This window comes from Kitasatospora sp. NPDC015121, from assembly GCF_055562955.1.
In genome coordinates this window covers 57010-83016 of record NZ_JBVHEH010000028.1, presented here as the reverse complement: position 1 = coordinate 83016, position 26007 = coordinate 57010, and the positions used below count along the sequence as shown (strand labels likewise).

Annotated in this window: 20 protein-coding genes and 1 pseudogene; 7 read left to right on the top strand and 14 right to left on the bottom strand. The window is 76.5% G+C overall.

The window, feature by feature from the left end:
• Positions 1 to 253: 253 nt before the first annotated feature.
• Positions 254 to 460, bottom strand: a complete 207-nt coding sequence (locus tag ACZ3J7_RS32695; protein ID WP_465627019.1) for a hypothetical protein — start codon at positions 458 to 460, stop codon at positions 254 to 256.
• Positions 461 to 604: 144 nt separating this feature from the next.
• The gene (locus ACZ3J7_RS32690; protein WP_465627018.1) at positions 605 to 3469 is read right to left on the bottom strand and encodes a BTAD domain-containing putative transcriptional regulator; all 2865 of its coding nucleotides are present in this window, start codon (positions 3467 to 3469) and stop codon (positions 605 to 607) included.
• An 81-nt stretch (positions 3470 to 3550) separates the two neighbouring features.
• Between ACZ3J7_RS32690 and ACZ3J7_RS32685 the strand changes: the two genes are divergently transcribed.
• Positions 3551 to 4720 carry a HEAT repeat domain-containing protein gene (locus ACZ3J7_RS32685; RefSeq protein WP_465627017.1) on the top strand — a complete coding sequence of 390 codons (1170 nt, stop codon included), beginning with the start codon at positions 3551 to 3553 and terminating at the stop codon, positions 4718 to 4720.
• A gap of 3 nt (positions 4721 to 4723) precedes the next feature.
• Here the strand turns inward: ACZ3J7_RS32685 and ACZ3J7_RS32680 are convergent, their stop codons facing one another.
• On the bottom strand, positions 4724 to 5626 hold the full coding sequence (locus ACZ3J7_RS32680; RefSeq protein ID WP_465627016.1) for a LysR family transcriptional regulator: 903 nt from the start codon (positions 5624 to 5626) through the stop codon (positions 4724 to 4726).
• A gap of 121 nt (positions 5627 to 5747) precedes the next feature.
• Here ACZ3J7_RS32680 and ACZ3J7_RS32675 point away from each other — a divergent pair, with 121 nt between their 5' ends.
• Positions 5748 to 6479 carry an SDR family oxidoreductase gene (locus ACZ3J7_RS32675; protein ID WP_465627015.1) on the top strand — a complete coding sequence of 244 codons (732 nt, stop codon included), beginning with the start codon at positions 5748 to 5750 and terminating at the stop codon, positions 6477 to 6479.
• 21 nt (positions 6480 to 6500) lie between these two features.
• Here the strand turns inward: ACZ3J7_RS32675 and ACZ3J7_RS32670 are convergent.
• The 11 genes and pseudogenes from ACZ3J7_RS32670 to ACZ3J7_RS32620 all read right to left on the bottom strand — a co-directional run.
• Positions 6501 to 6806: pseudogene (locus ACZ3J7_RS32670) on the bottom strand (transposase); the annotation flags it as partial.
• Positions 6807 to 6867: 61 nt separating this feature from the next.
• Positions 6868 to 9282 (bottom strand): right-handed parallel beta-helix repeat-containing protein, encoded by a 2415-nt coding sequence (locus tag ACZ3J7_RS32665; RefSeq protein ID WP_465627014.1) that lies wholly within the window; start codon positions 9280 to 9282, stop codon positions 6868 to 6870.
• 219 nt (positions 9283 to 9501) lie between these two features.
• Complete coding sequence (locus ACZ3J7_RS32660; RefSeq protein ID WP_465627013.1) at positions 9502 to 10404, bottom strand: MOSC domain-containing protein; 903 nt, start codon at positions 10402 to 10404, stop codon at positions 9502 to 9504.
• A 177-nt stretch (positions 10405 to 10581) separates the two neighbouring features.
• A complete protein-coding gene (locus ACZ3J7_RS32655) occupies positions 10582 to 11202 on the bottom strand; it encodes a DUF6643 family protein (protein ID WP_465627012.1) in 621 nt (206 codons plus the stop codon).
• Positions 11203 to 11526: 324 nt separating this feature from the next.
• Positions 11527 to 11973 (bottom strand): large conductance mechanosensitive channel protein MscL, encoded by a 447-nt coding sequence (mscL, locus tag ACZ3J7_RS32650; RefSeq protein WP_465627011.1) that lies wholly within the window; start codon positions 11971 to 11973, stop codon positions 11527 to 11529.
• Between the two features lie 87 nt (positions 11974 to 12060).
• The gene (locus tag ACZ3J7_RS32645; protein WP_465627010.1) at positions 12061 to 13308 is read right to left on the bottom strand and encodes a DegT/DnrJ/EryC1/StrS family aminotransferase; all 1248 of its coding nucleotides are present in this window, start codon (positions 13306 to 13308) and stop codon (positions 12061 to 12063) included.
• Positions 13305 to 14819 carry a hypothetical protein gene (locus tag ACZ3J7_RS32640; RefSeq protein ID WP_465627009.1) on the bottom strand — a complete coding sequence of 505 codons (1515 nt, stop codon included), beginning with the start codon at positions 14817 to 14819 and terminating at the stop codon, positions 13305 to 13307. The genes ACZ3J7_RS32645 and ACZ3J7_RS32640 overlap by 4 nt, the downstream gene beginning before the upstream one ends.
• The gene (locus ACZ3J7_RS32635; protein WP_465627008.1) at positions 14819 to 15865 is read right to left on the bottom strand and encodes a GNAT family N-acetyltransferase; all 1047 of its coding nucleotides are present in this window, start codon (positions 15863 to 15865) and stop codon (positions 14819 to 14821) included. Before ACZ3J7_RS32635 ends, ACZ3J7_RS32640 begins: the two co-directional genes overlap by 1 nt.
• Positions 15866 to 15886: 21 nt before the next feature.
• Positions 15887 to 16978: a glycosyltransferase gene (locus tag ACZ3J7_RS32630; RefSeq protein WP_465627007.1), complete on the bottom strand. Its 1092-nt coding sequence runs from the start codon at positions 16976 to 16978 to the stop codon at positions 15887 to 15889.
• Positions 16975 to 18897, bottom strand: a complete 1923-nt coding sequence (locus tag ACZ3J7_RS32625) for a tyrosine-protein kinase family protein (RefSeq protein ID WP_465627006.1) — start codon at positions 18895 to 18897, stop codon at positions 16975 to 16977. Before ACZ3J7_RS32625 ends, ACZ3J7_RS32630 begins: the two co-directional genes overlap by 4 nt.
• 405 nt (positions 18898 to 19302) lie before the next feature.
• Positions 19303 to 20439 carry a glycosyltransferase family 4 protein gene (locus ACZ3J7_RS32620; protein WP_465627005.1) on the bottom strand — a complete coding sequence of 379 codons (1137 nt, stop codon included), beginning with the start codon at positions 20437 to 20439 and terminating at the stop codon, positions 19303 to 19305.
• 178 nt (positions 20440 to 20617) lie between these two features.
• On the opposite strand from ACZ3J7_RS32620, the gene ACZ3J7_RS32615 reads away from it, so the two are divergent.
• From ACZ3J7_RS32615 to ACZ3J7_RS32595, 5 genes are all read left to right on the top strand, one after another.
• Positions 20618 to 21697 (top strand): glycosyltransferase, encoded by a 1080-nt coding sequence (locus ACZ3J7_RS32615; RefSeq protein ID WP_465627004.1) that lies wholly within the window; start codon positions 20618 to 20620, stop codon positions 21695 to 21697.
• 187 nt (positions 21698 to 21884) lie between these two features.
• On the top strand, positions 21885 to 22661 hold the full coding sequence (locus ACZ3J7_RS32610) for a hypothetical protein (RefSeq protein WP_465627003.1): 777 nt from the start codon (positions 21885 to 21887) through the stop codon (positions 22659 to 22661).
• 211 nt (positions 22662 to 22872) lie between these two features.
• Positions 22873 to 23646: a thiol:disulfide interchange protein DsbA/DsbL gene (locus tag ACZ3J7_RS32605; protein WP_465627002.1), complete on the top strand. Its 774-nt coding sequence runs from the start codon at positions 22873 to 22875 to the stop codon at positions 23644 to 23646.
• A 271-nt stretch (positions 23647 to 23917) separates the two neighbouring features.
• Positions 23918 to 24817 (top strand): ABC transporter permease, encoded by a 900-nt coding sequence (locus tag ACZ3J7_RS32600; protein WP_465627001.1) that lies wholly within the window; start codon positions 23918 to 23920, stop codon positions 24815 to 24817.
• Positions 24807 to 26006 carry an ABC transporter ATP-binding protein gene (locus ACZ3J7_RS32595; protein WP_465627000.1) on the top strand — a complete coding sequence of 400 codons (1200 nt, stop codon included), beginning with the start codon at positions 24807 to 24809 and terminating at the stop codon, positions 26004 to 26006. Before ACZ3J7_RS32600 ends, ACZ3J7_RS32595 begins: the two co-directional genes overlap by 11 nt.
• Position 26007: the final 1 nt, after the last annotated feature.

Genomic DNA, 26007 nt, shown 5'->3' with positions numbered 1-26007 from the left:
GGCGAGGGCAAGGGCGAAGACGGCGGGCAGCACGAGGGGGTGGGCGCCGGTGTCCGCCAGGACGGGGCCGGTGGTAGGACGGCGCGGGGGGGGGTGAAGGTCGCGGTGCACAGCGCCAGGAGCGCGGTGACCAGGCGGGAAGCAGGGCGAAGGCAGCGGACGCGCACGGGGCGCCCCCTCGGACGGGGGCCGCAGCGGTGGCGGCGGGGAGCGCACTGGGGCCGGGCAGGTTTGCCCGGCCTGTTCGGCAGGCTCAGCGGACGAAGTCACAGACCTTGGCGGGCGGGCAGGGCCTGCCATCGCCGGGCTCCGTGGTGAGCGCGATCAGGAAGAACACCGCCACCATCAGCAGGAAGCCGCCCATGACGACCCACAGCGCATTGCGGCCCCACCAGGCCGTCATCCTCTCGCGCCGGGTGCGGTGAACCGGGCCGGCCGCGTCGTGACGCTCACCCGTCATGCTTCCCCCAGGACTGCTCACTCCGTGGACACGAGTACCCGGGCTATTCCCGCCCCCGCCCCACGGCATGCCGATCGCCCGGGACGATTCGCCCCGACGCTCCGACGTCGGTGCGTACCGGAGAACCGGGCGCCCGGCGGAGTCCTAACGGGCCGCTTCCAGGGCGTCGAGGCGCGCGCGGACCCGGGTCAACGCCCTTCGCAGGTCGGCGCGTTCGGCGCGCTCGGCGCGGGGCCCGAGCAACGCCAGGGCGCGCAGCAGGGGTTCGCGGGCGGCGGCCGGGCCGGCGGAGCGCGGGGAGAGCTCGCTGAGGGCGAGCAGGCCGGTGACGGCGTTCGCGGTCTCGCCGAGGCGTTCGGCGGTGCGGACGGCCTGCTCGATGTCACGCCGGCCGCGGTCGGTCTCGCCCACCAGGGCGCGGGCCCGGCCTAGTTGGAGCAGGACCAGGGCGCACTGGTCGGGTCCGGCCTCCGCGCTGGTGCGGTACGCCTCCTCGCCGAGCCGGACGGCCAGCGGGCCGTCGCCCCGGCGCAGGGCCAGTTCGAGCAGGCCGCCGATCGCCGCGTTGCGCCCCCAGCGGTCGCCGACCCGCTCGAACCCGCTCACGGCGCCCTCGAGCCGCTCCCGGGCCCGGTCCGACCGCCCCTCGTCCAGGGCGAGGTGGCCCAGTCCGAGGCGGGCGGCGGCCGCCGTCCACGGGTCGGGGTGGTCGAGCAGGTCGAGCAGGCCGCGCCGGCCGGCCGGGCGGTCGCCGAGCAGCAGGGCGCAGCCGGGCCCGAGCAGCGGCAGCACCGGATGGGCCGGCCGGGCCGGGAGCTGCGCCAGGACGGCGGCCACGGCCTCGCGGACGGCCGGCGGCGCGGGCTCGGCCGGGCCGGCCAGGGTGCCGAGCAGGACGGCGGCGGCGGTGCACAGCGCGTGGGCGTCGGCCAGGCCCGCCGGGGCCCGCTCGCCGACCAGTTCGCGGACGGCCAGCGCCCGGCCGGCCGCCTCCCCGGCGTGGTCGCGGATGATCCAGAACCAGACCAGCGCGCCCGCCAGCCGCAGCGCGCCCACCGCGTCCCGGGCCGCGACCAGGTGGTCGAGCGCGGCGTGCAGGTTGTCCCGTTCCGCGTCCAGCCGTCCCGCCCAGGCCGGTTGTTCCGGGCCGCGCAGCTCCGGTTCGGCCCGCTCGGCCAGGGCCAGGAAGCACGCCGCGTGCGCGTCCCGGACCCGGTCGGCCGCGCCCGACCGCGCCAACTTCTCGGCGGCGTAGGCCCGGACGGTCTCCAGCAGGTGGTAGCGCGGCTCCCCGTCCGGGCCGCCGTCCACCGCCCGCACCAGTGACTTGTCGACCAGTGCGGCGACCACCTCGACCACGTCGAGGTCCGGGTCGTCCGTCCCGCAGACCCGTTCGGCGTGCTCCGGCGCCGCGCCGCCCGCGAACACCGACAGGCCCGCCAGCACGGCCCGTTCGGCGTCGTCCAGCAGCTCCCAGCTCCAGTCGACCACCGCCCGCAGCGTCCGGTGCCGGGGCAGCGCCGAGCGGTCGCCGCCCGCCAGCAGCCGGAACCGGTCGTCCAACCGGTCCGCGACCTGGCGCAGGGTCAGCGAGCGGGTCCGGGCCGCCGCCAGTTCGATCGCCAGCGGGATCCCGTCCAGCGCCCGGCAGACCGCCACCACCAGCGGCGCCGACTCGGCGTCGACCCGGAAACCCGGACGGACCGCCGCCGCCCGGTCCGCGAACAGCCGGACCGCCGGGGAGGCCAGGGCCGCCGGCCCCGCGTCGGCGGCCGGCAGCGGCAGCGAGGGCACCGGGTGGAGCGACTCGCCGGTCACCCCCAGCGGCTCCCGGCTGGTCGCCAGCACCCGGACGTGCGGGGCCCGGGCCAGCAGCCCCGCCGCCACGCCGGCCGCCGCGTCCAGCAGGTGCTCGCAGTTGTCCAGCACCAGCAGCAACCGGCGCTGCCCGAGCGCCCCGGCCAGCCGCTCGACCGGCGACCGGAAGCCGCGGCGCGGCTCGCCCACCCGCAGCGCGTCCGGGACGCCCACCGCCGCCAGCACCGCCGCCGCCACCTCGTCGGCCGTCGCCGGCCCGCCGACCGGGGCCAGCGGCACCAGCCACACCCCGTCCGGGTACTCCGGCGCCAGCCCGGACGCGACCTCCACCGCCAGCCGGGTCTTGCCCGCGCCGCCCGGCCCGGTCAGCGTCACCAGCCTTCCCGCCGACAGCAGGGCGCGGACCGCCGCGCACTCGTCCGCCCGGCCGACGAAACTGGTCAGCGCGAGCGGCAGGTTGGAGCGGCGGGCCGGGACGGGCGGCAACTCGTCGCGGAGCAGGGCGAGGTGAAGCGCCGAGAGTTCCGGGGACGGGTCGACGCCGAGCTCGTCGGCCAGCCGGTGGCGGACCGCCGCGTAGTGCTCCAGCGCCGCCGTCCGACGGCCCGTCGCCGCCAGGGTGCGCAGCACCTGGCCGTGCAGGCGCTCGCGGAGCGGGTGCGCGGCGGTCAGCTCCGCCAACTCGGCGGCCAGGCCGTCGTGCTGACCGAGCGTCAACTGCGCCTCGATCCGGTCCTCGACCGCCGCCAGCCGCAACTCCTCCCAGCGCCGGGCGGCGGCGTCCGCGAACTCCGCGCCGGCGAACTCCGCGAGCGCCGGGCCGCGCCACAGGGCCAACGCCCGGCGCAGCGCCGCGAGCCGCTGCGCGGGGTCGGCCAGCGTGCGGGCCGCCGCCGACAGCCGCTCGAACGCCACCGCGTCGACCTCGTCCGGCCCGACCCCCAGCCGGTAGCCACCGGTCCCCGCGAGCACCACGTCCCGCCCGCCGAGCGCCCGCAGCCGCGACACCAGGGTCTGCAGCGCGTTCCCCGGCACGGCCGGCGGCTCGTCCCCCCACAGGTCCGCCACCAGCCGTTCGGCCGTCACCGCCCGTCCCGCGTCCACCACCAGGCGCACCAGCAGCCCCCGCAGCCGGGCCCCCGCGACCTCCCCGCCCCCGACCTCCAGCGCCCCCAGCACCCGGACCCGCACGCGTGACCACCCCCGCTGGCCAGTCTGCCAGACCCGTTCCCGGCGCCCGGACTGTCGGCCCCCGGGAGCACAATGCGGGGCATGACCGCCACCGAGACCGCCGCCCCCACCCCGTCGGACCCGGCCGCCCCGCCGGACCCGGCCGCCGTGCTGACCGGCACCGACTGGGCCGCCCTCGACCACGCCTACGGCTCGGCCGAGGGCACCGACGGCGACCTGCTCGGGCTGCTGGACGAGGACCCCGAGGTGCAGGCGCAGTCGCTGGGCGCGCTGGAGATGTCGGTGCTCCACCAGGGGTCGCTGTACTCCGCCACCGCGCCGGCCGCGCTGTTCGTCGCGGGCGCCCTCGCCCACCCGCGCACGCTGGCCGTGCACGAGGGCCTCTTCCCGTGGGACGACCGGGCCCGGCCGCTGCGGGCGGCCCTGCTGGAGTGGCTGGCCGAGTTCGCCGCCTCGGCGGCGATCGACCGCGGGGAGTGGATCGACCCCGACCACCCGGACCCGGAGGACGCCGCCGTCCTGGCCGCGGTGACGGCCTGCCAGGCCGTCCGGCCGCAGGTGCTGGCGGCCGTGCTGCCGTTCCTGGACGACCCGGACCCGGTCGTCCGGGAGGCGGCGCTCGGCGCCGTCACCCACCTGCTCCGGGCCGAGGAGCTCGCCGACCGGCGCCCGGCCGCGGCCGCCCGGCTGGAGCGGGTCGCCCACGGCCCGGGCGAGCGCCGCGAGCGGGCGGCCGCCCTGCTCGCGCTGGCCCACTGGGGCCGGGACACCGCCGCGCTGCTCGCCGACCCGGACCCGGCCGTCCGGGCCTGCGCCGCCCTCGGGACGGCCGACCCGGCGGCGGTGGACGTCCTGCTGGCCGCGCTCGCCGACCCGGCGGCGGTGGACGGCTGGTTCGACGAGCCGCTGCCGCAGGCCGACGGCCGCTTCCGGTTCACCGTCCTGCGCGGCCTGCTGGAGCGCGCCGACTCCTTCGAGCGGGTGCTCCCGGCCGCCCTCGCCCTCGCCCCGCACGGCAGCCAGCACACCGTGGACAGCGACTGGGGCCCGCTGCTGGCCGCCGCCTTCGCCGTCCCCCACGCGCCGGGAGCCGCGCTCACCCCGGCCCAGCACGCCTTCCTGGCCGCCCTGGTGGACCACGACCCGTGCTGGGGGCAGATCGCCAACCGCGTGCTCTGGCTGCGCCGGGCCGGCCTGCCGACCGGCCGCGAGGAGCTGCGGGCGCTGCTCGCCGGGGTCCCGGCGCGCTGAGCCTCAGCTCGCCGGGACCCCGGCGAGCAGGTCGGCGAACGCGGTGGTGAGCAGCTCGGTGAAGGCGGTGGTCAGCCGGTCGGGGCGGGTGCGGGTGTAGGCGGCGAGGACGCGGCGGACCGGCGGGTCGGGACGCAGCACGGCGGCGTCCAGCGCGGCCGGGAGGATGGTGGCGGGCGCCAGGGTGGGGCCGAGGCCGGCGGCGGCCAGCGCGGGCGCGGCCGAGGTCTGCTCGGTGCGGACGGCCGCGCGCGGGGTGAAGCCGGCCCGGGCGCAGGCGGCGTCCAGGACCTCGGCCAGGCCGTGCCCGGGGGCGTAGTGCACCCAGTCGCGGTCGGCGAGGGCGGCGAGCGGGAGGGCGCTGCCGGGCGTCGCGGCCAGCGGGTCGTCCGGCGGCAGCACGAGGGCGAACTCCTCGACGCCCAACTCCCGCACGGGACCGTCCCAGCCGTCCGGGAGCGGCCCGACCGCGAGGTCGGCCCGGCCGGCCGCCGTCGCGGCGCGCAGCAGCTCCGCGTGCGGGTACTCGCGCAGCCGGATCCGGACGCCCGGCTGCCGGGCCCGCCAGGCCCGCAGCACCGGCGGGAGGAGGCCGAGCGCCACCGAGTGGACGGTGGCGACCTCCAGTTCGGCCTCCGCCAGGCCGCTCGCCCGGCGGGCCGCCGCGTGCAGCCGCTCGGCGTCGGCGAGCACCGCCCGGGCGTGCGGGAGGACGGCCCGGCCGAGCGGGGTGAGCCGGACGGCGCGCGGCAGCCGCTCCAGCAGCGGGCCGCCCAACGAGACCTCCAGCGCCCGGACCTGGTGCGAGAGCGCGGGCTGGGTGACGTGCAGCCGCTCGGCGGCCCGGGTGAACGAGCCGGTGTCGACCACGGCGGTCAGGTACTCCAGCTGGCGAAGCGTTGCCATGAGCAGAGTCTATGGGACTGGTCGAGAACAAGCCTTGGACCTATCGCGGCGGCGCGCGGCAGGCTGGTCGACGAGCCGGGGGGAACACCCCGGCCGCCCGTCCGCACCGAGGAGGACCACCATGTCCACAGCCCTGTCCACCGACCTGTCCGGTCGCCGCCTGGTCGTCGTCGGCGCCGGCTCCCGCACCGGCCGGCACCTGGCCCGGGCCGCCTCCGCCGCCGGCGCGGAGCTGGTGCTGGCCGGCCCCGACCCGCGCAAGCTGGAGTGGACGGCCGGCGAACTGGCCGGCCCGTCCACCGTGCTGCCCGTCGACCTCACCGAGGAGGCGTCGATCGCGGCGCTGGCCGCTCGGCTCGGCCGCTTCGACCACCTGGTGTCCACCGCCGGACTGCCCGCCAACGGACCGCTCGCCGACCTCGAACTCGCCGACGTGCGGCGGGCGTTCGACGCCAAGGTGATCGGCCCGCTGCTGCTCGCCAAGCACCTCGCCGGGCAGATCGCCCAGGACGGCTCGCTGACCTTCTTCTCCGGCGTCGCGGCCTGGCGCCCCGCCCCCGGCCGCACCGTGATGGCCACCACCAACGGCGCGCTGGCCTTCCTGGTGCGGGCCCTCGCCGTCGAACTCGCCCCCGTCCGGGTCAACGCGGTCTCCCCCGGCGTCGTCGACACCGGCTCCTGGGACGGACTCGGCGCCGACAAGGCGGCCTTCCTCGCCTCGGTCGCCGCCCGCAACCCGGCCCGCCGCGTCGGCACCCCCGACGACCTGGTCAAGGCCGTCCTGCACGCCGTCGACAACCCGTACGTCACCGGCACCGTCCTGCACGTCGACGGCGGCGCCCGGCTGGTCTGACCCGGCCCCGGCTCACCGCCGGGCCCGGGACCAGTCCCACGCGTCCGCCCGGTGCACCTCGTCCAGCAGCACCCGTTGCAGCCGGTCCCAGACGCCCGACTCCTGCCAGTCCCGCAGCCGGCGCCAGCAGGTCATGCCGGAACCGAAGCCCAACTCCTGCGGCAGCCACTCCCACTGGATGCCGGTGAGCAGGACGAACAGGATGCCCTGCAGGCAGCGGCGGTCGTTCAGCGACGGACGGCCCGTCCCCTGCCGCCGGGAGGGCAGCAGCGGTTCGATCCGCTCCCAGGACTCGTCCGAGACCAGCCACGGCGCTCTCTTCCCCACGCCGGGTTCAACGAGCGGGACGGTGAACGGACATGGGCGACGCGGGAGCGGAGGAGGGCGGTCAGGCCGGGAGGTCGGCCGGGACGAGGAGCTGGAGGTCCTCGGTGGTGGGGGAGGTGAGGTGGGCGACCCGGGAGGCGTGGCGTTCGACCATCGTCTCGAAGACCTGGCGGGCGGTGCGCCCGTTGCCGAAGCCGGCCGAGCGGTCGATGGCGGTGAAGTGGCCGAGCAGGGCGGTCTCGGTGTCCGCGGCGAGGCGGTACTCGTGTTCGGCGGCCTGGGCGCGGGCGATGTCGAGGAGCTCGGAGGCGGTGTAGTCGGGGAAGGTGACGGTGCGCGAGAAGCGGGAGGACAGGCCGGGGTTGGCGGCCAGGAAGCGCTCCATCTCGGCGGTGTAGCCGGCCACGATGACCACCACCTCGTCGCGGTGGTCCTCCATCAGCTTGACCAGGGTGTCGATCGCCTCCCGGCCGAAGTCCCGGCCGCCGTCCTCGGGGGCGAGCGCGTACGCCTCGTCGATGAACAGCACGCCGCCCCGGGCCCGGTCGAAGGCGGCGGCGGTGCGGATCGCGGTGGAGCCGACGTGCTCGCCGACCAGGTCGAGCCGGGCCACCTCGACCAGGTGGCCGCGCTGCAGCACGCCCAGCGAGGCGAGGATCTCGCCGTAGAGCCGGGCCACCGTGGTCTTGCCGGTGCCGGGGGCGCCGGTGAAGACCAGGTGGCGGCGCGGCGAGGGCGCCTTCAGCCCGGCCCGCTGGCGGGCCCGGCCGACCGAGATCAGGTCGATCAGGGTGCGGACCTCCTGCTTGACCGTCGCCAGCCCGACCAGCGAGTCGAGTTCGGCCAGCGCCACCTCGGCGGGCCGGCAGTCCGGGATCGGGGCGATCGCGGCGCTGCCGACGGACGCGGGGGCGGTGGTCCGGACGAGGGTGGCCAGCGGGGGAGCGGCGGGGGACGGCAGGACGGGGGCCGCCGCGGCCGGCGGGGCCGGCGCGGCGTCGTCCGAGGTGCAGCCCTCGGTGACCGGGCCCGGCTCGGAGAACTCGAACCCGGCGCGGGCGTTGCGCTCGGCCCGGCAGCGGATCAGCCTGGTCCGGCAGCCGTCGATCACGTGGAAGCCGAAGCCGCCGCTCTGCGAGACCCGTACGGCGTCGAACTCGCCGCGGCCCTGCGCCGACACGTACACCCCGGCCTCGCTCGCGCCGCGCACCGTGCACTCGCGCAGCACCGGGTCGGCGCCCTTGGTGACGATCACGCCGGTCGCGACGTCCGCGATCTCGCAGTCGGTCAGCAGACCGCCCGAGCCGTGGTCGCGGAACCACAGGCCGGTGCCCGCGCCCTGGATCCGGCAGCCCGCCAGGTCGGCGCTCGCGCCGCCGCTGACCGAGACGGCGGAGGAGCGGATCGCGCTGAACGAGCAGTCCCGGGCGGTGGCCGTCGAGCCCTGGTCGAGGACGAACAGCGCGTCCGGCAGGTCGTCCAGCGCGCAGTCGGCCAGTTCCACGGCCGCGCCGTCGCTCACCCACAGCGCCGGGTAGTCGCCCTGCGCGGAGTGGAAGCGGCAGCCCTCGGCCAGGACCCTCGTGCCGCCGTCCCAGACCGAGAGCGCGCCCCGGCCGAAGCCGTGCACGGTGGACTGGCGCAGCGTCAGCTTCGCCCCGCCGCGCAGGTCGGCCGCGTTCTCCGGGACGTCGTGCACCCGGCAGGAGGTCAGCTCCAGCTCGGCGCCGGTGTCCAGGCTCAGGCCGTTGCCGGACACCCGGTGCACCGCGCAGTCGGACAGCCGGCCCACCGCCTGCGCCTCCGCCTGCACCCCCGAGCCGCGCACCTCGCTGACCTCGCAGCCGACCAGTTCCGCCTCCGTCCCCGGATCGGCCAGCAGCACGCCCGCGCCGCCCGCCCGGCGGACCTTCACCCGCTCCGCGCGCAGCCGCGAACCGCCCAGCACCGCCAGGCCGCTCTGCCCGGCCGCCGCCAGCTCGCAGTCCAGCAGCTCGGCCCGGGACCGGGCGCGCAGCCGCACCCCGAGGCCGGCCGGGTTCTCCACCACGCAGCCGACCAGCTGCCCGCGGGCGCCGTCGGCCAGCTCCACGCCCACCGAGGACGCGGCCTCCACCCGGCAGTCGGCCAGCACCGCGCCGTCCGCGCCGTCCGCCAGCAGCACCGCCGGGGCGGAGCGGTCGGAGCCCTCCAGCACCAGGCCGCGGACGGTCGCCGCCGCCGTCACGGTCAGCGCCGGGCCGCCGCGCACCGCGCTGGCCGGCGGCGAGATCCGCACGCTGCCCGCGCCCTGCTCGGCGACCAGCGTCACCGGCTTGTCGACCAGCACCGCCTCGTGGAAGGTGCCCGCGCGCAGGGTCAGGGTGTCGCCGGGCTCGGCGACCTCCAGGGCCTCGCGGAGCGTCGCGTACTCGCCACCGCGCCGGCGCCAGCGCGAGGCGCTGTCCTGCGTGACCCGGACCCTGAGCTCACCCATGGCGATCTGTCATCCCCGCCTTCGTCTGTTGCGTCGGTTGCGGCAGTTGCGGCAGTCGCGCCGGGGCGCGGTGCGGTCGGCCCCACCGTAGCGCGCGGGGCGGGCCCGGCGGACCGCCGCCCGGGCCCGGCGCCCGGTTCAACGAACGAGGCCGGGGGTGGTTCCGGTGGCGCGAAGCTGACGGCGCGGCCCGGCGGCGGGACCCGGCGCGGCCCGGGCTCAGTGCCGGTCGAGCTGCGGCGCCGGGCCGCTCTCCAGCACCTCCACCTCGTCGCCGACGCTCAGCGTCCCGAGGACCTCGGCGGCGGAGGCGCCGCGCACCGGCACCAGGTTCTGGCCGAACACCAGCTTCTGGCCGATGCGGTGGTGGCGTCCCAGCGCGCGCAGCGGTTCGGGGCCGCGCCGTTCGCCGGTCTCCTGGTCGGTGGTGGTGACCAGGCAGCGGCCGCACGGCTTGGCGATCCGGAACTCCAGGGCGCCGACCCGGATCCGCCGCCAGCCGTCCTCGGCCCAGGGGTCGGTGCCGTCCACCACCAGGTTGGGCCGGAACCGCTCCATCGGCAGCGCGGCGGCCTTGCGCGGGTCGTCGGGGTGGTCGTCGGCGATCCTGGCGTTCAGCTCGGCCAGCGAGGCGGTGGTGGTGACCAGCAGCGGGAAGCCGTCGGCCATCGAGACGGTCTCGTCCGGGCCCGCGTAGTCGGGGTCGATCGGGCGGCTGGTGGCGGGGCGGTCCAGGTGCACCAGGCGGACCTCGCCGAGGTCGGCGGGCAGTCGCTCGGTCAGCCAGGCGGAGGTCTCCTTGGGGGCCTCCGCGGCGGAGAAGCGCGTCCCGAAGACGGCGACCTCGGTCTCCGGGGCACCGGCGGCCAGGGTCGGGGCGGCCAGCGCGTGGACGGCGCCGTCCGGGCCGGTCAGGGTGAGCGAGCTGCCGTCGGCGGACGGGACGGGCCGGAACCGCCCGATCGAGGGTTCGTCGCGCTGGGTGAGCGCGGTGCCGGTGGCGTCCACCAGCATCCAGCGGCGGTCGCCCGCCAGGCCCCAGGGCTGCACCGTCGCGGACGGCGGGCTGAGGCGGTACATCGACTTGACCGGGTACAGGTGCAGGGAGGCGAGGCGCGGCATGCCGCCTATCCTGCCAGGCGCCCGCACCCCCGTACGAACGGTTCCCCGCACCCCGGGGGAGGGGTGCGGGGAACCGGTGGGGTCCTTCGGACAGGGCCCGGGGGCCGGCCCGGGCGGCCGGCGGGTGTGGGGGATGAAACGCGTCGTCGCGTGGTGACCTTGCCCCCCGAGGGGTTCTCAGCCGGCCTGCGGGTACTGCCGGTACTGCGGGTACTGCTGCGGGGCCGCGGCGGGGCGCAGCCCGTTGCCGCCGAAGGAGTTGCCGCCGAACGACTGGTCGCCGAACTGCTGCTGCTGCGGGGCCGGCTGGGCGCCGAACTGCTGCGAGTTGAAGGTCGGCGTGAAGCTCTGCGGGGCGTTGGCGAAGCCGCTGCCGGGCGCCTGCGGGGCCGGGTAGGCCTGCGCGGGCTGCGGCTGGAACGGCGCGGCCGGGCGCTGGTTCGGGAAGCCCTGCGGGGCGCTCGCGTAGCCGCCCTGCTGCGGCATCGGCGCGTGCGCGTAGCCGCCCGGCTGGGTCGGGATGTACGGCGTCGGGGCCGGGGTGCTGCTCGGGCCGGGGCCGAGCGCGAGGCGGGCCGGGGGCAGCGCGGGCAGGTTCGACTGGGGGGCGTCGAAGCCGGGGCCGAAGCCGCTGCCGTAGGCGGAGGACCAGGAGGAGGCCGGGAGGGCCGGGGGCACGTTGATGGGTGCGATCTGCGGGATGCCGCGCTCTGCGACCAGGCTGTCGTAGATGGGCGTGCCGGAGGAGAAGGACGGAGAGGGGTAGCCGACTCCGTCGTAGGAGCGGGGCGAGGTCATGGGGCATACCGTAAGCCCACAACACGCCTGCTGAGGAGAGCGGAACGGCCTGGAGTTCAACTGTTTACAGACTCTTCGCTCGCTTAAATCGGGCATTTGCGGGCAGGTTCGGGCGAAACGACGTCTCGTTTCGGTCATCCGGGATCCATCGTCCGTGCACCACCCGCTCATTCGGAGCGGGACAAAAGCCCCCGATCGGGCCGACGTAAGGTTCCGTTAAGACCGCAGTGGTCCAGACCGGAGATCCACTTCGGGCGGAGCCCGCCGGAACGGGCCCGGCCCGGCGGCGGGAGCCGTCCGGGCCGGGGTGGTGCGGCGGGTGCGTCAGCGGGCGACCGCGGCGGCCTGGGCCGGGAAGCCGGGACGGCCGGCGAGCTCGCTGGTGCAGTGCGCGCAGCGGGTCGCGGCGGCCGGCACGGTGCTGAGGCACTCGGGGCAGTCGGCCTTGGCCACCGGGGTGTCCTTGACCGGGTTGAAACGGTTCTGCAGCTTGCCGACCGGCATCACCACGGCGAAGTAGATCACCGCGGCGACCAGCACGAAGCTGATCAGGGCCTGGAGGAACGCGCCGTACGGGAAGGTCACCCCGGTGACGCTGAACGCCTCCTTGCTGAAGTCGCCGACCGCGCCGGTGGCGATGCCGATCAGCGGGGTCAGGAAGGCCGCGACGAAACCGGTGACGACGGCCGTGAAGGCCGCGCCGATGACGATGCCGACCGCGAGGTCGACGACGTTGCCGCGCAGCAGGAAGCTGCGGAATCCCTTGAACATGACGGCCATCCTGGCCCTCCAACCTCCCTGCGGTCCAACCGAGTTCACCTGATCCGACTAACGGCCGAACCGTCTTGCGAGGCTCGCTCAGACGCCCCCGAGCGCACCGCGCACCTCGGCCGCGAAGGGCTGGATACGCACCACCGCGTCGGCGACCCGGCGCACCGTCGCCGCGTCCATGTGCGACCACAGCGGAACGGTCAGCACCGAGGCCGCCAGCCGGTCGGTGCGCGGCAGCTCCTCCGCCTGCCCGAGGTGGGCGTACGACTTCTGCCGGTTGACGGGCGGGTGGAAGTACCGGCGGGTGTCGATCCCCTCGGCCTTCAGCGCGTCGGCGAGCTGCCGGTTGTCCAGGCCGAACGCCCCGGCGTCCAGGACCAGCGTCAGGTCCTTGAAGGTGGACGTGTCGCCCTCCTCCGGCCGGGCCAGCCGCAGGCCGGGCAGGCCGGCCGTGGTGCGGGCGAACTCGGCCACCAGCGCGCCGCGGTGGGCGACCCGCTCGGGCAGGCCGGTCAGCCAGGTCAGGCCGACGGCCGCGTGCAGCTCGCTCATCCGGGCGTTCAGGCCGGGGAACAGCGTGTCGTAGTCGCCCGGGTTGCCGTAGTCGCGGGCGGTGCGCAGGGTCCGGGCGAGCGCGGCGTCCCGGGTGGCGACCAGGCCGCCCTCGCCCGCCACCGCGACCTTGGTCGGGCTCATCGAGAACACCTCGGCCAGGCCGAAGTTGCCGACCGGCACGCCGCGCCGCTTCGAGCCCAGGCCGTGCGCCGCGTCGTACACCAGCGGCACCCCGGCCGCGTCGGCGATCCGCTGCAGCTCCTCGGTCTGGCAGGGCGTGCCGTACACGTGGGTGGCCATGACCGCGGCGGGGGAGTCGGCGGCCTTCAGCCGGGCCTCGGCGTCCACCGGGTCGAGCGTGATGTCCTGCTCCCGGGCCTCCGCGAACAGCGGGGTGCCGCCCGCCCAGTGCGCGGCGTGCGCGGTCGCCGAGAAGGTGAAGCCCGGCATCAGCACCGGCCGGCCCCCGCCGACCCCGGCCGCCTGCAGCACCAGCATCAGGCCCGCCGTGCAGTTGGACACCGCCACCACGTGCGGCACCTCCAGCAACTCGGCGGCCCGCTCCTCCAGTTCGCGCACGGTCGGCCCGTTGGTGAGCATCCCGGAGTCCAGCACCCCGGCCAGCCGCTCCAGCAGCCCCTCCCGGTCGGGCACCCGCACCCGGGTCAGCGGCAGGCCCTCGGGGAAGGCGGGCGCCCCGCCGAGGACGGCCGGGCGGTCGTGGCCGTGGGCGGTGCCGGCGTGGGCGGTGCGGGCGTGGGCGGTGCGGTCGGTCGTCATGCGGTCGAGCCCCCCTGGGTTCGAGACGGACCCGGCGCGCCGACGGCGGCCGGGAGTTCGGGTCGGGGCCGGGCGGCGCCCCACTGGCCGGGCTGGGCGAGCCAGCGCGGCGGGCGCCGACGGCGCCGCAGCGGCCGGTCCGCGGCCGGTCTCGGGATCGCCAGCAGCACCAGCACCAGCGGCAGCACCTGCACCCGTTCGCGGGAGAGGATGCCCATGTTGTTGATGGTCGAGAACGCCCAGCAGAACAGCAGCGTGTACACCACCGTGAAGGCCACGTACGAGCGCTGGACGAACAGCTTCGGGATCCGCGCCAGCTGCGGCCAGGCCCGGACGAACATCACCAGCAGCGCGAAGCACTCCACCGACTGGATCAGGTTCTGGACGTTCGACGCCTCGAACGGGAACGGCCGGAACAGCACGCTCACCACCGACATCGGCAGCTTCAGCGGGTTCAGGCTGAACGCGGGCGCCGGCTCGTCCGCGGTCGCCGCGTTGATCACCGAGTCGCCCTGCGAGGTGCGCCGCGAGGTCTCCGACAGCACCTGGTTGACCGCGTCCCCGCCGGTGCCCGCGGTGCCGAAGAAGGTCGACACCTGCTGCAGCATCAGCATCACGCCCACGCCCAGCACCGCCGCCGTCAGCACCGTCCGCAGCGGCCCCAGCGCCGACACCTGCCGGGGCCGCTTGCGCAGCAGGTACGCCACGCTCAGGCCCGCGCCCGCCAGCACCGTCACGTGCGGCCGCACCATCGCGGTGCCCAGCGACCCCAGCGCGATGCACGCGAACGCGCCGAACCGCCGGTCCAGCAGCCGGGCCACCCCGTACGTGGTCAGGCCCAGGCAGAACATCATCCAGGCGTCCTTGCCGATGCTGGACGGCCAGAACAGCAGCGAGGGCAGGAAGAACACCAGCTTCGCGTAGCGCCGCGAGTCCGCCTCCGGGAAGGCGATCTGCAGCGCCCGCCAGAAGAACAGCAGCCCCCAGAAGCCCATCCAGGAGAACACCAGGAACCCGCCGACCAGGGTCGGCCCGGTCACCGCGTAGACCACGCCGGTGACGATGATGACGAAACCGGTGCCCGCGACCTTCATCCCCAGGTCGTAGTGCAGCCCGGCCGAGAGGTCCGCGGTGGTCAGGTAGCGGGCCAGGTCGGAGCCCTTCTGGTGGTACATCTTGGCGTCCGCCGCGCCGCCGTACAGCACGAACGCCATCAGGTACCGGGGGAACGCGCAGGCCAGCTTCGCCGCCATCGCCACCATCAGCAGCCGGAACACCCGGGGCTCCGGGTTCGCCCCCGCCACCCGCGCCAGGACCGGCGTGCCGATCGCCATCAGCGCGGGCGCCACCAGCAGCGCCCCCCAGGTGTCGTACGTGGTGTGCACCATCGCCAGCACGAACACCGTCACGTAGCCCAGCACCGCCGCCCAGGCCAGCAGCGTCAGCCGGCTCCGGCGCAGCGTGCCGCGCAGCCCGGCCGTGGCGGACCGGGTCGCGAGCAGCACCGCCATCAGAAGACCTCCAGGTCGCCGAGGCTGAACCGCCAGTCGGCCAGTCCCCGTTCGGCCGGCAGCGGGCCGGTGGGGGTGCGGGCCGCCAGCACCATGCCGGTGCGCGGCGCCCGCAGGCAGCCCGCCCGCAGGGCCGCCGAGGCCGCCTCGGTGCCCGGCGCCAGGTGGGTCGCCGCGTGGTCGCAGCCGGCCGCCGCCGCCGCGCGCAGCAGCCGGGCCGCCGCGTCCCGGTCGCCCGGGCGGACGACCAGCTCGGCCAGCGTGAACTCGGCCAGCGGGCCGCGCCGCCGGGGCCGTCCGAACGCCACCCCGACCAGCTCGCCGCCCCGCTCGACCGTCGCCACCCGGTAGTCCAGGCCCGGCGCCGACCCGTACCGCCAGGCCAGGTACTCGGCGGTGCGGACGGTGTGCAGCCGGGGATCGGCCGCGTCCGCCCGTTCGCGCTCGGCCAGCAGCTCGGCCAGCCGCCCGCCCGGTCGGGCCCCGGCGGAGGCCAGCCAGTCGGCGGCGGAGGGCAGTTCGCAGCGCGGCGGCCCCGAGGGGCCGGGCCGCCGGGTCAGCGCCGCCCGGGCGCCCCGGGCGAACGACACCGGCCGGGCCACCCGCAGCGCCACCGGCACCCGGCCCAGCTCCCGCCAGCCCATCCGCAGGTAGCCCGGCAGGCTGTTCCCGTTCGGCGTGTTGAACACCAGCTCCGCCTCGCCGGACACCTGTTCGAGCAGTCGGGTGGTCAGCCGGCGGAAGATCCCGCGGCCCTGGAAGTCCGGGTGCGTCGCGGTGTCCACCGGGCGCACCGCCCGCACCGTCCGCCCCGCGCCGTCCCGCCACTCCCAGCGCAGGAACAGCCGCACCCCCGCCACCCGGCCGTCGTCCGCCACCGCGACCAGGCCCGGGCTCGACCCGAACGGGTTCGCCCGGTGCTTCCAGTCGAAGAACTCCGCGCTGCGCCGCCCGGTCGGGCCGCCCGCCAGCGAGGCCGTCAACAGCTCCAGCACCGCCGGCACGTCCGCCGGCTCCAGCCCGCGGTACGTCAGTCCGTCACCCACGTCGTGCTCCCGCCCCACCCGTCAGTCCGCCAGGACCCGCGCGTACACCCGCTCGATCGCCCGCTGCGCGCCCGCCACGTCGAAGGACTCCGACCGCGCCCGGGCCGCCGCGCCCATCCGCTCCCGCAGGACCGGATCGGCCAGCTCGCCCAGCGCCGAGGCCAGCGCCGCCGGATCGCCCGGCGGCACCAGCCGGCCCTGCACGCCGTCGTCCAGCACCTCCGGCATGCCGCCGACCCGGGTCACCACCGACGGCAGGCCCGAGGTCATCGCCTCCATCAGCGCCACCGGCAGGCCCTCCTGGCGCGAGCTCAGGCAGAACACGTCCCAGCCCGGCAGCAGCTCCGGCACGTCCGCCCGCATGCCCGCGAACAGCACCCCCTCGCCCGCCCTCGCCCTCAACTCGGCCTCCAGCGGCCCGGACCCGACCAGCACCAGCCGGGCGGACGGCTCCCGCTCGCGCAGCCGCGCGAACGCCGCCAGCAGCGTCGCCTGGTCCTTCTTCGCGGTCAGGTTGCCGACCGAGCCGACCACCAGCGCGTCCTCGGGCAGTCCCAGCGCGGCCCGGGCCGCCCGCCGCGCCGCCGGTCCCGACGGCGCGCCGCCCAGGTCCGGCCCGTGGTGCACCACGCTCAGCCACTCGCCCGCCCGCCGCCGGGTGACCCCCGCCGCCACCGCGTGCGACACCGCGATCACCGCGTCGTTGCGCCGGTACGTCAGCGCGTTCGCCCAGCGGGTCGGCCGCCGGTAGCGCTCCCACAGGTTGTGCTCGGTGTGCACCAGCCGCGGCCCGCCCCGGCCGAGCGCCAGCAGCCGGGCCGCGACCGCCGGCACCGGCATGTGCGTGTGCACCAGGTCGTAGCGGCGCTCCGCCAGCAGCGCCCGCAGCCGCAGCGGCCAGCGCCACCCCGGCGCCCCGCCCAGGCAGTGCGCCGGGACGCCCGCCGCCGCCAGCGCCGGCACCAGCGCGTCCTTGTGCGGCAGCACGTACGCCACCTCGATGTCGTAGCGCGAACGGTCCGCGTGCCGCACGCAGTTCAGCAGCAACTGCTCCGCCCCGCCCCGGCCCAGGCCCTTCGCCAGCCAGAGCACCCGCACCCGGCCGCCGCTCACCGCTCCTCGCCCAGCCGCAGCTGCAGGGTGGTCTCCACCGGCTCCTCCGGCGGCAGCTCCGCCGGGCGGCGGCCCCAACTCGTGGTGCCGTCCCGCCGCACCGGGCCCTCGCCCGGCACCCCGTACACCGGCTCGCCCCGGCGGGAGTCCGCCGCCCGCTGGTGCTCCGGGCGCCGCGGCTCCGGCCGCCGCTGCTCCGGGCGGTGCGACTCCGGGCGGTGGGACTCCGGCCGCTGCGGCTCGGGGCGGTGCTGCTCGACCCCCCGCTCCGCCGCCGCGCCCTCCGCCGCCCGCGGCAGCGTCGGCCGGCCCGGCTCCGCGCCCGGCTCGCCGCGCCCGCCCAGGCGGCCCGGCAGCCGCAGCGAGCGGTGGCGCCGCCCGGTGGCGACCTCCGCGCCCAGCAGCGCCACGCCCGCCACCGGCACCCCGGTGCGGGCCAGCAGCTCGGAGACCCGGTCGGCCTCCTCCGGGCGGACGTTGCCCGCCATCAGCGTCACCAGCACCGCGTCCGCGTGCTGCACCAGGTCGTACGCGTCGTTCGCGTTCAGCAGCGGCGAGGAGTCGATCAGCACCACGTCCGCGTGCCGCCGGGCCAGCGCCAGCACCTCGCCGGCGCGCAGCACCAGCGCCGCCGGGTACGCCGTCGCGTGGCCGCCCGAGATCATCGCCACGTTCGGCACCCGGGTCGGCCGGATCAGTTCCACCAGGTCGGTCCGCTGCTCACCGGAGAGCAGCTCCGCCATGCCGGGGCCCTCGTCCATCCCGAACTGCAGGTTCAGCTCCGGCTGCCGGAAGTCGCAGTCCAGCACCAGCACCTGGCGGCCGGTCTCGCCCAGCGCCGCCGCCAGGTTCGCCACCGTGCTGGTCCGGCCGTCCCCCGAGCGGCCCGACATCACCAGCACCACCGGCGCCGGCTCCACCGCCCGCCGCACCCGCCGGTCGTCCTGGTCCAGGCCGCCCTGGCCGAGCTGCCCCGACAGCGCCTCCGGGCCGGTCAGCAGCAGCGTGGAGCGGAGCGAACGGTACGCCTCGGTCGCCGGGTCCGCCGGGCGGGCCGTCACCAGCGGCTCGCGCAGCCGCCGCAGCCGCCGCGACAGGCTCGGGATCTCGCCGATCACCGGCAGGTTGAACGCCTCCTCGGTGCCGTCCCGGGTCCGCAGCCGGGTGTCCATCCGGGACAGCATCAGCGCCGCCACCACACCCAGCGCCAGCCCCAGCACCACCGCCAGCGTCAGCCGCACCCCGCGCGAGGGCGAGGACAGCAGGCTGCCGCCCAGCTCCTTGGCGTCGATCGAACCCCACTGCTGGATCGCGTCGGTCTGGCTGTAGTTCTGCAGGTCGGCGATGGCCCCGAGGGTCTTGGTCAGCGCCGCCGTCGCCGTCGACATCTGCGGCTGCAGCTTGGCCTGATCGGTCGCGTTCGCCTTGCTGAACGACTTCTGCAGCTCGTCCAACTGCTTCTGCTGCGCGTCCGCCTGCGCCTGCAGCCGCTTGATCGACTCGTCCGCGCTCTTCTTCGACTCCTGCGCGTAGCCGATGATCGTCGCCTCCGACAGCGCCGCCGCCAGCTCCAGGCAGGACGGCTGGGTCGGACCCGTCGTGGTGAACAGCAGCATCTGCGGCGACTCCGCCACCACCGTCCGGCGCGCGGTCAGCGCCGCCACGTCCGTGAGGTGCAACTTCTGCGCCGCCGCCGTGGTCACCGCCGAACCCTGCGCGTACGACAGCACCTGGTCCGCGCGCACGGTGTCCGCCGCGCCCGCCACCGGCGTTATCGCCACCTTGCACTGCCACTTGCCGTTGTCGACGGCGTCCCCGGCCGGCGTCAGCAGGAAACCCACGACCAGCGCGGCGGCCGTGCAGGCCGCCAGCAGCCGCCAGTACCGCCGCAGAACGGTGAACAGATTTGCCGGTTCCACCGGTTGGTTCCCCTCGCCTCGTCACGGTGCACACGCGCCCACGGCCGCCCCCGCCCCCGCGGGCGGCGCGCATCGGTACGGCCGGCCCGGACGCGCCGGACCACGGATCCCCCCGGGAGCAGCACCGGGCCCGCGCCCCGCGCGCCCCGGCTGCGGCCGGAGAGAAAACGAAACGCCAGGGGCCGCCCCCGCACGGCCCTCCCCCGCGCCCGATGCTTCCCGCCCCGGACCTGCGGCGCAAGCGCTTTGGCCATACTGACACCTGGGTTCGGCCGGATTCCGGACGCACGCAGACGAACTGACGTGACGTCATCAAAAACGTCCGCCCGGTGTCCGGCCCGGTGTCCGGCCCGGCGGGGCGGCCCGGTAGGTGGCCCGGTAGGTGGCAGAACCGCCCCGCCGCCGTCAGGCCAGTGCGCGCCCGTAGAACTCCACCATCCGCGCCGACACCTGCTCCAGCGTGTACCCCGCCAGGAAACGCGCCCGTGCCGCCTTCGCCCGCACCAGCGCCTCCCCGCGCTCCTCCAACGCCCGCACCAGCGCCCCCGCCAGCGCCTCCGGCCGCTCCGGCGGCACCAGCAGCGCGCACTCCTCCGAACCGCCCACCGTCTCCCGCAGCGCCGCCACGTCCGCGCACACCAGCGGCACCCCCACCCCCATCGCCTCCATCGCCGCGCTGCCCAACCCCTCCCAGCGCGACGGCACCGCGAACACCTCCACCGCCGCCATCAGGTCGAACACGTCGTCGCGCGGCCCGAGGAACCGCACCCCCTCCGTCCGGGCCGCCAACTCCTCCAGCCGAGGCGTCTCCGCCCCCCGGCTCCCCGCCAGCAGCAGCACCGCGTCCGGCCGCCCCTCCCGCACCCGCGGCCACGCCGACACCAGCACGTCCAGGCCCTTCTGGTACTGCTGCCGGGCCGCTGCCAGCACCACCGGCACCTCCCCGTCCAACCCCAGCCCCGCCCGCACCGCCGCCCGCCGCTCCGGCGTCACCCGCCCCAGCAGCAGCGGGTCCCGCCCCCGGGGCACCACGTCGATCCGCCGCCGCGCCACCCGCAACCGCCGCGCCATCACGTCCGCGACGTGCTCCGTCAGCGCGTGGAACCGCCGCACCCCCTGCGCCGTCACCGCGTCCACCGCCTGCGCCGCCCGCACCTTCCACGGGCTCAGCCCCCGCGCGTGCAGGTGCTCCGGACCGTACGCCGAATTCACCAGGCTCGACACCACCGGCACCCGCGCCGCGAACGCCGCCGCCCGACCCAGCACGTCCGACTCGTACAGCGTCGTGTGCACCAGGTCCGGCCGCAGCCGCGCGAACTCCTCCCGCAACGCCGCCACCCGCGCCCGCCGCGACCCCCGCAGCACCGGCAGCACCCCCGCCCCCGCCGCCCGCAGCTCCTCCTGGAACCCGCCCGGCGACTCCTTCAGGAACGCGACGTGCAGCTCCACCCCCGCCCGCACCAGCAGCGGGGCCATCGCCACCAGCCCCTGCTCCGCCCCGCCCACCCGACTCACGCTGTCGATCACGTACACCACGCGCACCGTGCCAACCCCCTCGCCCAGGCCACCCCCTGACCGCCGCTCAGCATCCCAGCCCGACCCGCCCCGCGTCCGCCGAAGCCCGGAACTGCCCTGCTGCCGCCCCGGGCCCGGCCGTGCCGCCCGCCGTTCCGCGCCGAACCCCCGCCCCGCCCCGGCCCGCTCGGTTAGGGTCGGCGCCATGGCCGAGCCGCGGGTACTCCACGTCATCACCGACCCCAGGGCCCGCGGCGCGCAGCGCCTCGCCCGCGACCTGCACGGGGAACTGGCGCGGCGCGGCCAGCACTCCGCCCTGGTCGCGCTGCACCCGCACCCCGACGCCGGCCCCGCCGCGACCGGTGTCCCCGTGCTCGGCCCGTCCCGGCACCACCCCGCGACGCTGCGGGCGCTGCGCCGGGCCGCCGCCCGGGCGGACGTGGTGGTCGCGCACGGCTCGTCGACCCTGCAGGCGTGCGCACTCGGCCTGTTCGCGTCCCGCACCCCCTTCGTGTACGTCAACATCGGCGACCCCCGGCACTGGACGGCCGACCCGCTGCGCCGCCTGCGGGTCGGCGCGTTCCTGCACCGGGCGGCCGCCGTCGCCGCGATCTCCCCGCAGGCCGTCGAGGTGCTGCGGACCCGCTTCCGCCTCCCGGCCCGCCGCCTGCGGGCCATCCCGAACGCCCGCCCGGCCGACCGCTTCCCGCCCGCCGCCACCCCCGCCGACCGCGCGGACGCCCGGGCCGCGCTCGGCCTGCCCGCCCGGGGCCTGCCCGCCGACGCCCCGCTGATCGCCTGGATCGGCGCGCTCAGCCCCGAGAAGCGGCCCGACCTCGCCCTCGCCGCGCACGCCCTGCTCCCCGCCGACGTCCACCTCGCGCTGGCCGGCGCGGGCCCGCTGCGCGCCACCCTCGCCCCGGGCCCGCGCACCCACCTGCTCGGCCCGCTCGACGACCCGGCCGCGCTCTACCGGGCCGCCGACCTGCTGCTGCTCACCAGCGACTCCGAGGGCGTCCCCGGCGTGCTGATCGAGGCCGCGCTGGCGGGCGTCCCGGCGGTGGCCACCGACGTCGGCTGGGTCTCCGACGTGGTCCGCCCCGGCGTCAGCGGCCTGCTCGTCCCGCCCGGCGACCCCGCCGCCCTCGCCGAGGCCCTGCGCACCCTGCTCGCCGCCGACCGCGCCCCCTACGCCGCCGCCGCCCGCAGCCACGCCCTCGCCCGCTTCGACCTCGCCCCGGTCGCCACCGCCTGGCAGCGGCTGCTGCGCGAGACCGCCCGCTGACCCCGCGCCGAACCCGCGGGGTTCCGCTCCGCCGTGTCACGGCGAGAACCCGTCAGGTGTACGAACCGACCGCGTACGGGGCGTCGTTGACGTCCCGTCCGCCGTCCTCGTGTCACAGCGTCTGTCACAGCGCTGTACCGGACACTCCGCGCCGCAACCGCCCGATAGCCGGACACCGTGATGACGCATGCCGCCGACCGGCGGCCCACCGCACCGCGCCACCACACCGGAGTACGAGATGAACGTCCGCAAGCCCGCCGCCCTCGCCGCCCTCGCCGCCTGCGCCGTGCTGGCCCTGACCGCCTGCGACCCGGCGCAGGACGACTCGCGCACCTCCGCCGCGTCCTCCGCCGCCGGCACCCCGGCCGCCGCGCCCGCCAAGACCACCGGCAGCGCCGCCCCGGCCGCGTCCACCGGCGGCACGGCGTCCACCGCCGGCACCGGCGGCGGCACCGGCGCGGTCGCCGCCGACGTGCCGGTCTGCGGCAACTCCGAGAAGGAGAGCGACGTCAAGGCCGAACTGACCCTCGACAAGAGCGCCGACCCGCGGATCAACGGCGTGATCAAGCTGACCAACACCAGCGGCCACGACTGCGTCGTCTACGGCGCCGCCGACCTGCGCACCAACCACGTGCCCACCGAGTTCACGAAGCTCAGGAGCGGCGTCCTGGGCACCGGCGGCTTCGCCACCGACAAGGCGCACGGCACCGTGCTGCACTCCGGCGTCCCCGTCTACCAGGCCGTCAGCTGGCTGGCCTCGCCGCCGGTCGCCGCCAACGCCACCTGCACCACCGGCGACGTGCTGCGGCTGGTCCGCAACGGGGAGGCGCTCGCGCTGGACCTCCAGGTCAAGGACGGCCGCTACTGCCCGGTCGCCGCCGAGGGCACCGACCAGATCCGGATCGGCGTCCCGAAGGCCGCCGAGTCCGAGGCCCGCGCCCAGTGGAAGCACGACGCCAAGTAGCCCCGCCCCACCCCGACGCCAGGTGGGCGCGGCAGCGGGGGCGCGCCCGCCCACCGGAGGCGCCGGGGAGCAGACGGAGCCTCGAACGCCCGACGGACGTTCGAGCCGCGCCGCCGCCGCGCCGCCGTCGCGCTGCTCCGATCCGGCGAATTCCGCCGCCCGGGCCCCGCCCGCCTGGAACGCCGCCCGCCCGGCCTGCCACGCTGCCCGGGTGAAGTCGCTGCTCAGAACCACTGTCCTGCTCGCCGTCGCCGGAGGCCTGCTGACCGCCCCGGCCGCCGCCGGGTCCGCGTCCGCCGCCCCGCAGCCGCTGCTCGGCCCGAACGGCCCGTCCGGTCCGAACGGCCTGCACGCCGCGCAACTCCCCGCCGCGCTCCAGCAGTCCGGCCCCACCCAGCAGCACGCGCCGGTGCCGGTCACCCGCCCGCTGCAGCCGGCCGCGCCCGCCGTCACCGCGCCGAAGGCCGAACACGCCCACGAGGCGGTCGAGTTCTTCTGGTACGACTGCTCGCACTCCGCACTGCTCGAACAGCCGCTGACCCGCTGGGCCGCCCGGCACCAGCAGGACGTCACGCTGCGCCGCGTCCCGGCGGTCTGGACGGGCAGCCCCGACGAGGCCGCGCAGCGCGCCCACGCCCGGCTGTTCTACGCACTGGACCGGCTCGGCGAGGTCGACCGGCTGCAGGCCTCGGTGTTCCGCGCGGTCCGCGAGCAGCGCACCGACCTGACCACCGAGGCCGCCGCCGCCGACTGGGCCGCCCGGCAGGGCGTGGACGCCGCGGCGTTCCGGGCCGCGTACCGCTCCGCGGAGGTCGACCGGCTGGTCGAGGACGCCCCGAAGCTGTTCGCGCGCAACCGGGTCACCGAGCTGCCCACCGTGGTGGTGGATGGCGCCGGCCGCACCTCGCCGACCCAGGCCGGCGGCGTCGACGGGATGCCCGACGCCCTCGACCAGCTGGTCGCCGAACAGACCCCCACCGCCTGAACCCGCCGCCCGCCCGACTGCCCCTCCGCCCGAACTCCCCGGCCGGAAAGGGCGGTTCGGTCCGGAACCGTCCCGTACCGGGCTGAGCTGCCGCAATCTTCACCGAACCCGCCCCCGGCCCGCACACTCTGTGTCATTGTGGTCCGCGGGTCGGCGGGCCCGGCCGGGGGGATCGGCCGGACCGGACCGGAGACGGCAGCGGGACGGCGTAGGCACGCCGTGCGGCACAGGCACCAGGGGCGAGCACAGCCTCCGGGGAGGGCGGGAGTCCGTGGGGGGACAGCGCGCGCAGGTCATCGACGAGCGGCCGGAGCGGGCCGCCCCGCCGGGTGCCCCGCTCCCGGCCGGACCGCCGCCCGAACTGGTCTTCAAACGCCGGCTGCGCCCCGTCCGGGTCGCCCACGAGCTGTGGGCGGCACGGGAGTTGGTGCGCGCACTGGCCGAGCGCGACCTGCGTGCCCGGTACAAGCAGGCGGTGCTCGGCTTCGCCTGGGCGGTGCTCACCCCGCTGGCGCTGTGCGCGATCTTCACCCTGGTGTTCCACCGGGCGGTCAAGATCGAGACCGGCGCCGTCCCGTACACCCTGTTCGCGTACCTGGGCCTGATCGTCTGGCAGTTCTTCTCGAACACGATGAACCAGGGCGCGCTCAGCCTGGCGAACAACCTGAGCCTGCTGAACAAGGTGTACTGCCCGCGCGAGGTGTTCCCGCTCGCCACCATGCTGGTCGCCACCGTCGACATGGTGATCGGCGTCGGCGTGCTGGGCCTGATGTTCCTGGTCTTCTGGACGGCCCCCGCCGCGACCTTCCTCTGGGTGCTGCCGCTGCTGGCGATCCAGTTCGCCTTCACCTACGGCGTCGCGCTGGTCCTGTCGGTCGCCGTGGTCTACCTGCGCGACGTGCGCCACCTGCTGCCGATCATCACCCAGATGGGCGTCTTCGCCACCCCGGTCGCCTACCCGCTGGCCAAGATCCCGCAGCGGCTCCAGGAGATCTACGTCGGCGTCAACCCGCTCGGCGCGGTCATCGAGGGCTACCGCAAGGCGCTGCTGTACGGCGAGGCGCCCGACGCCCGGATGACGCTGATCGCCGCGGCCAGTTCGGTGGTCTTCCTGGTCGGCGGGTACCTGGTCTTCAAGAAGCTGGAAACGGGGATCGCCGATGTCGCGTGACTACCCTCTGGGCACCATCCGCACCGAGCAGGTCTGGAAGCGGTTCCGCGCCGACCAGCAGCGGATGCTGCTGCGCGACCGGGTCGACCAGGTCGCCCGCCGGCTGCGCGGCGACCGGGGCGAGGACTGGCGCTGGGCGCTGCGCGACATCAACCTGCACATCGAGCCCGGCGAGTCGGTCGGCCTGATCGGCTCCAACGGCTCCGGCAAGTCGACGCTGCTGAAGATGCTCACCCGGGTGATGTACCCGTACGCGGGCGTGATCGACGTGCGCGGCCGGATCGGCGCGCTGATCGAGATCCGGGCCGGCATCCACCCCGACCTGACCGGCCGGGAGAACATCTACCTGTTCGGCGCGCTGCTCGGCCTCAAGCGCCGCGAGGTCGCCGGGCGCTTCGACGACATCGTCGAGTTCGCCCGCCTCGGCGGCGCGATCGACCGGCAGGTGAAGTTCTACTCCTCCGGCATGCAGATGCGGCTGGGCTTCGCGGTCGCCGCCTACCTGGAGCCGCACGTCCTGCTGGTCGACGAGGTGCTCGCGGTCGGCGACGCGGTCTTCCAGCAGCGCTGCCTGGACCGGATGCGCGAGGTCGCCGAACAGGGCACCACCATCGTCTTCGTCTCGCACGACCTGCCCGCCGTGCAGTCGATCTGCCGCCGGGGCGTCTGGCTGGAACAGGGCACCGTCCGGGTCGACGCGGGCATCAAGGACGCGCTGGCCGGCTACCGGAACTCCATCGAGGCCCAGTCCGAGGCGTCCGCCCGCACCGGCGAGCCGCTCCAGCTGCTCACGTACGAGGTGCGCGGCGAGGACGGCGACGCCGCCACGCTGCACACCGACGAGCCCGTCACCGTCGAGCTCACCCTGGCCGGCGACTACCGGGGCGACGCCACCCTGCACCTGGGCGTCAGCGAGGGCACCTCCAGCCCGATCTTCCAGATCAGCCACGAGATCCGGATGACCGGCGGCGACCACCGCGTCGCCTGCGTCATCCCCCGGCTGCCCCTTCCCCGCGGCCGCTACACGCTGTGGACGGGCGTCTACTCGATCGGCAAGACCGACGGCGGCACCCTGATGAGCTGGCACTCGGCCGGGCAGTTCGACGTCTTCGGCCCGATGCTGGACACCCCGCCGCGCGCCGTCGTGATGGCCGCGCCGGTCTTCGTCCCGCACCAGTGGGAGGACTGAC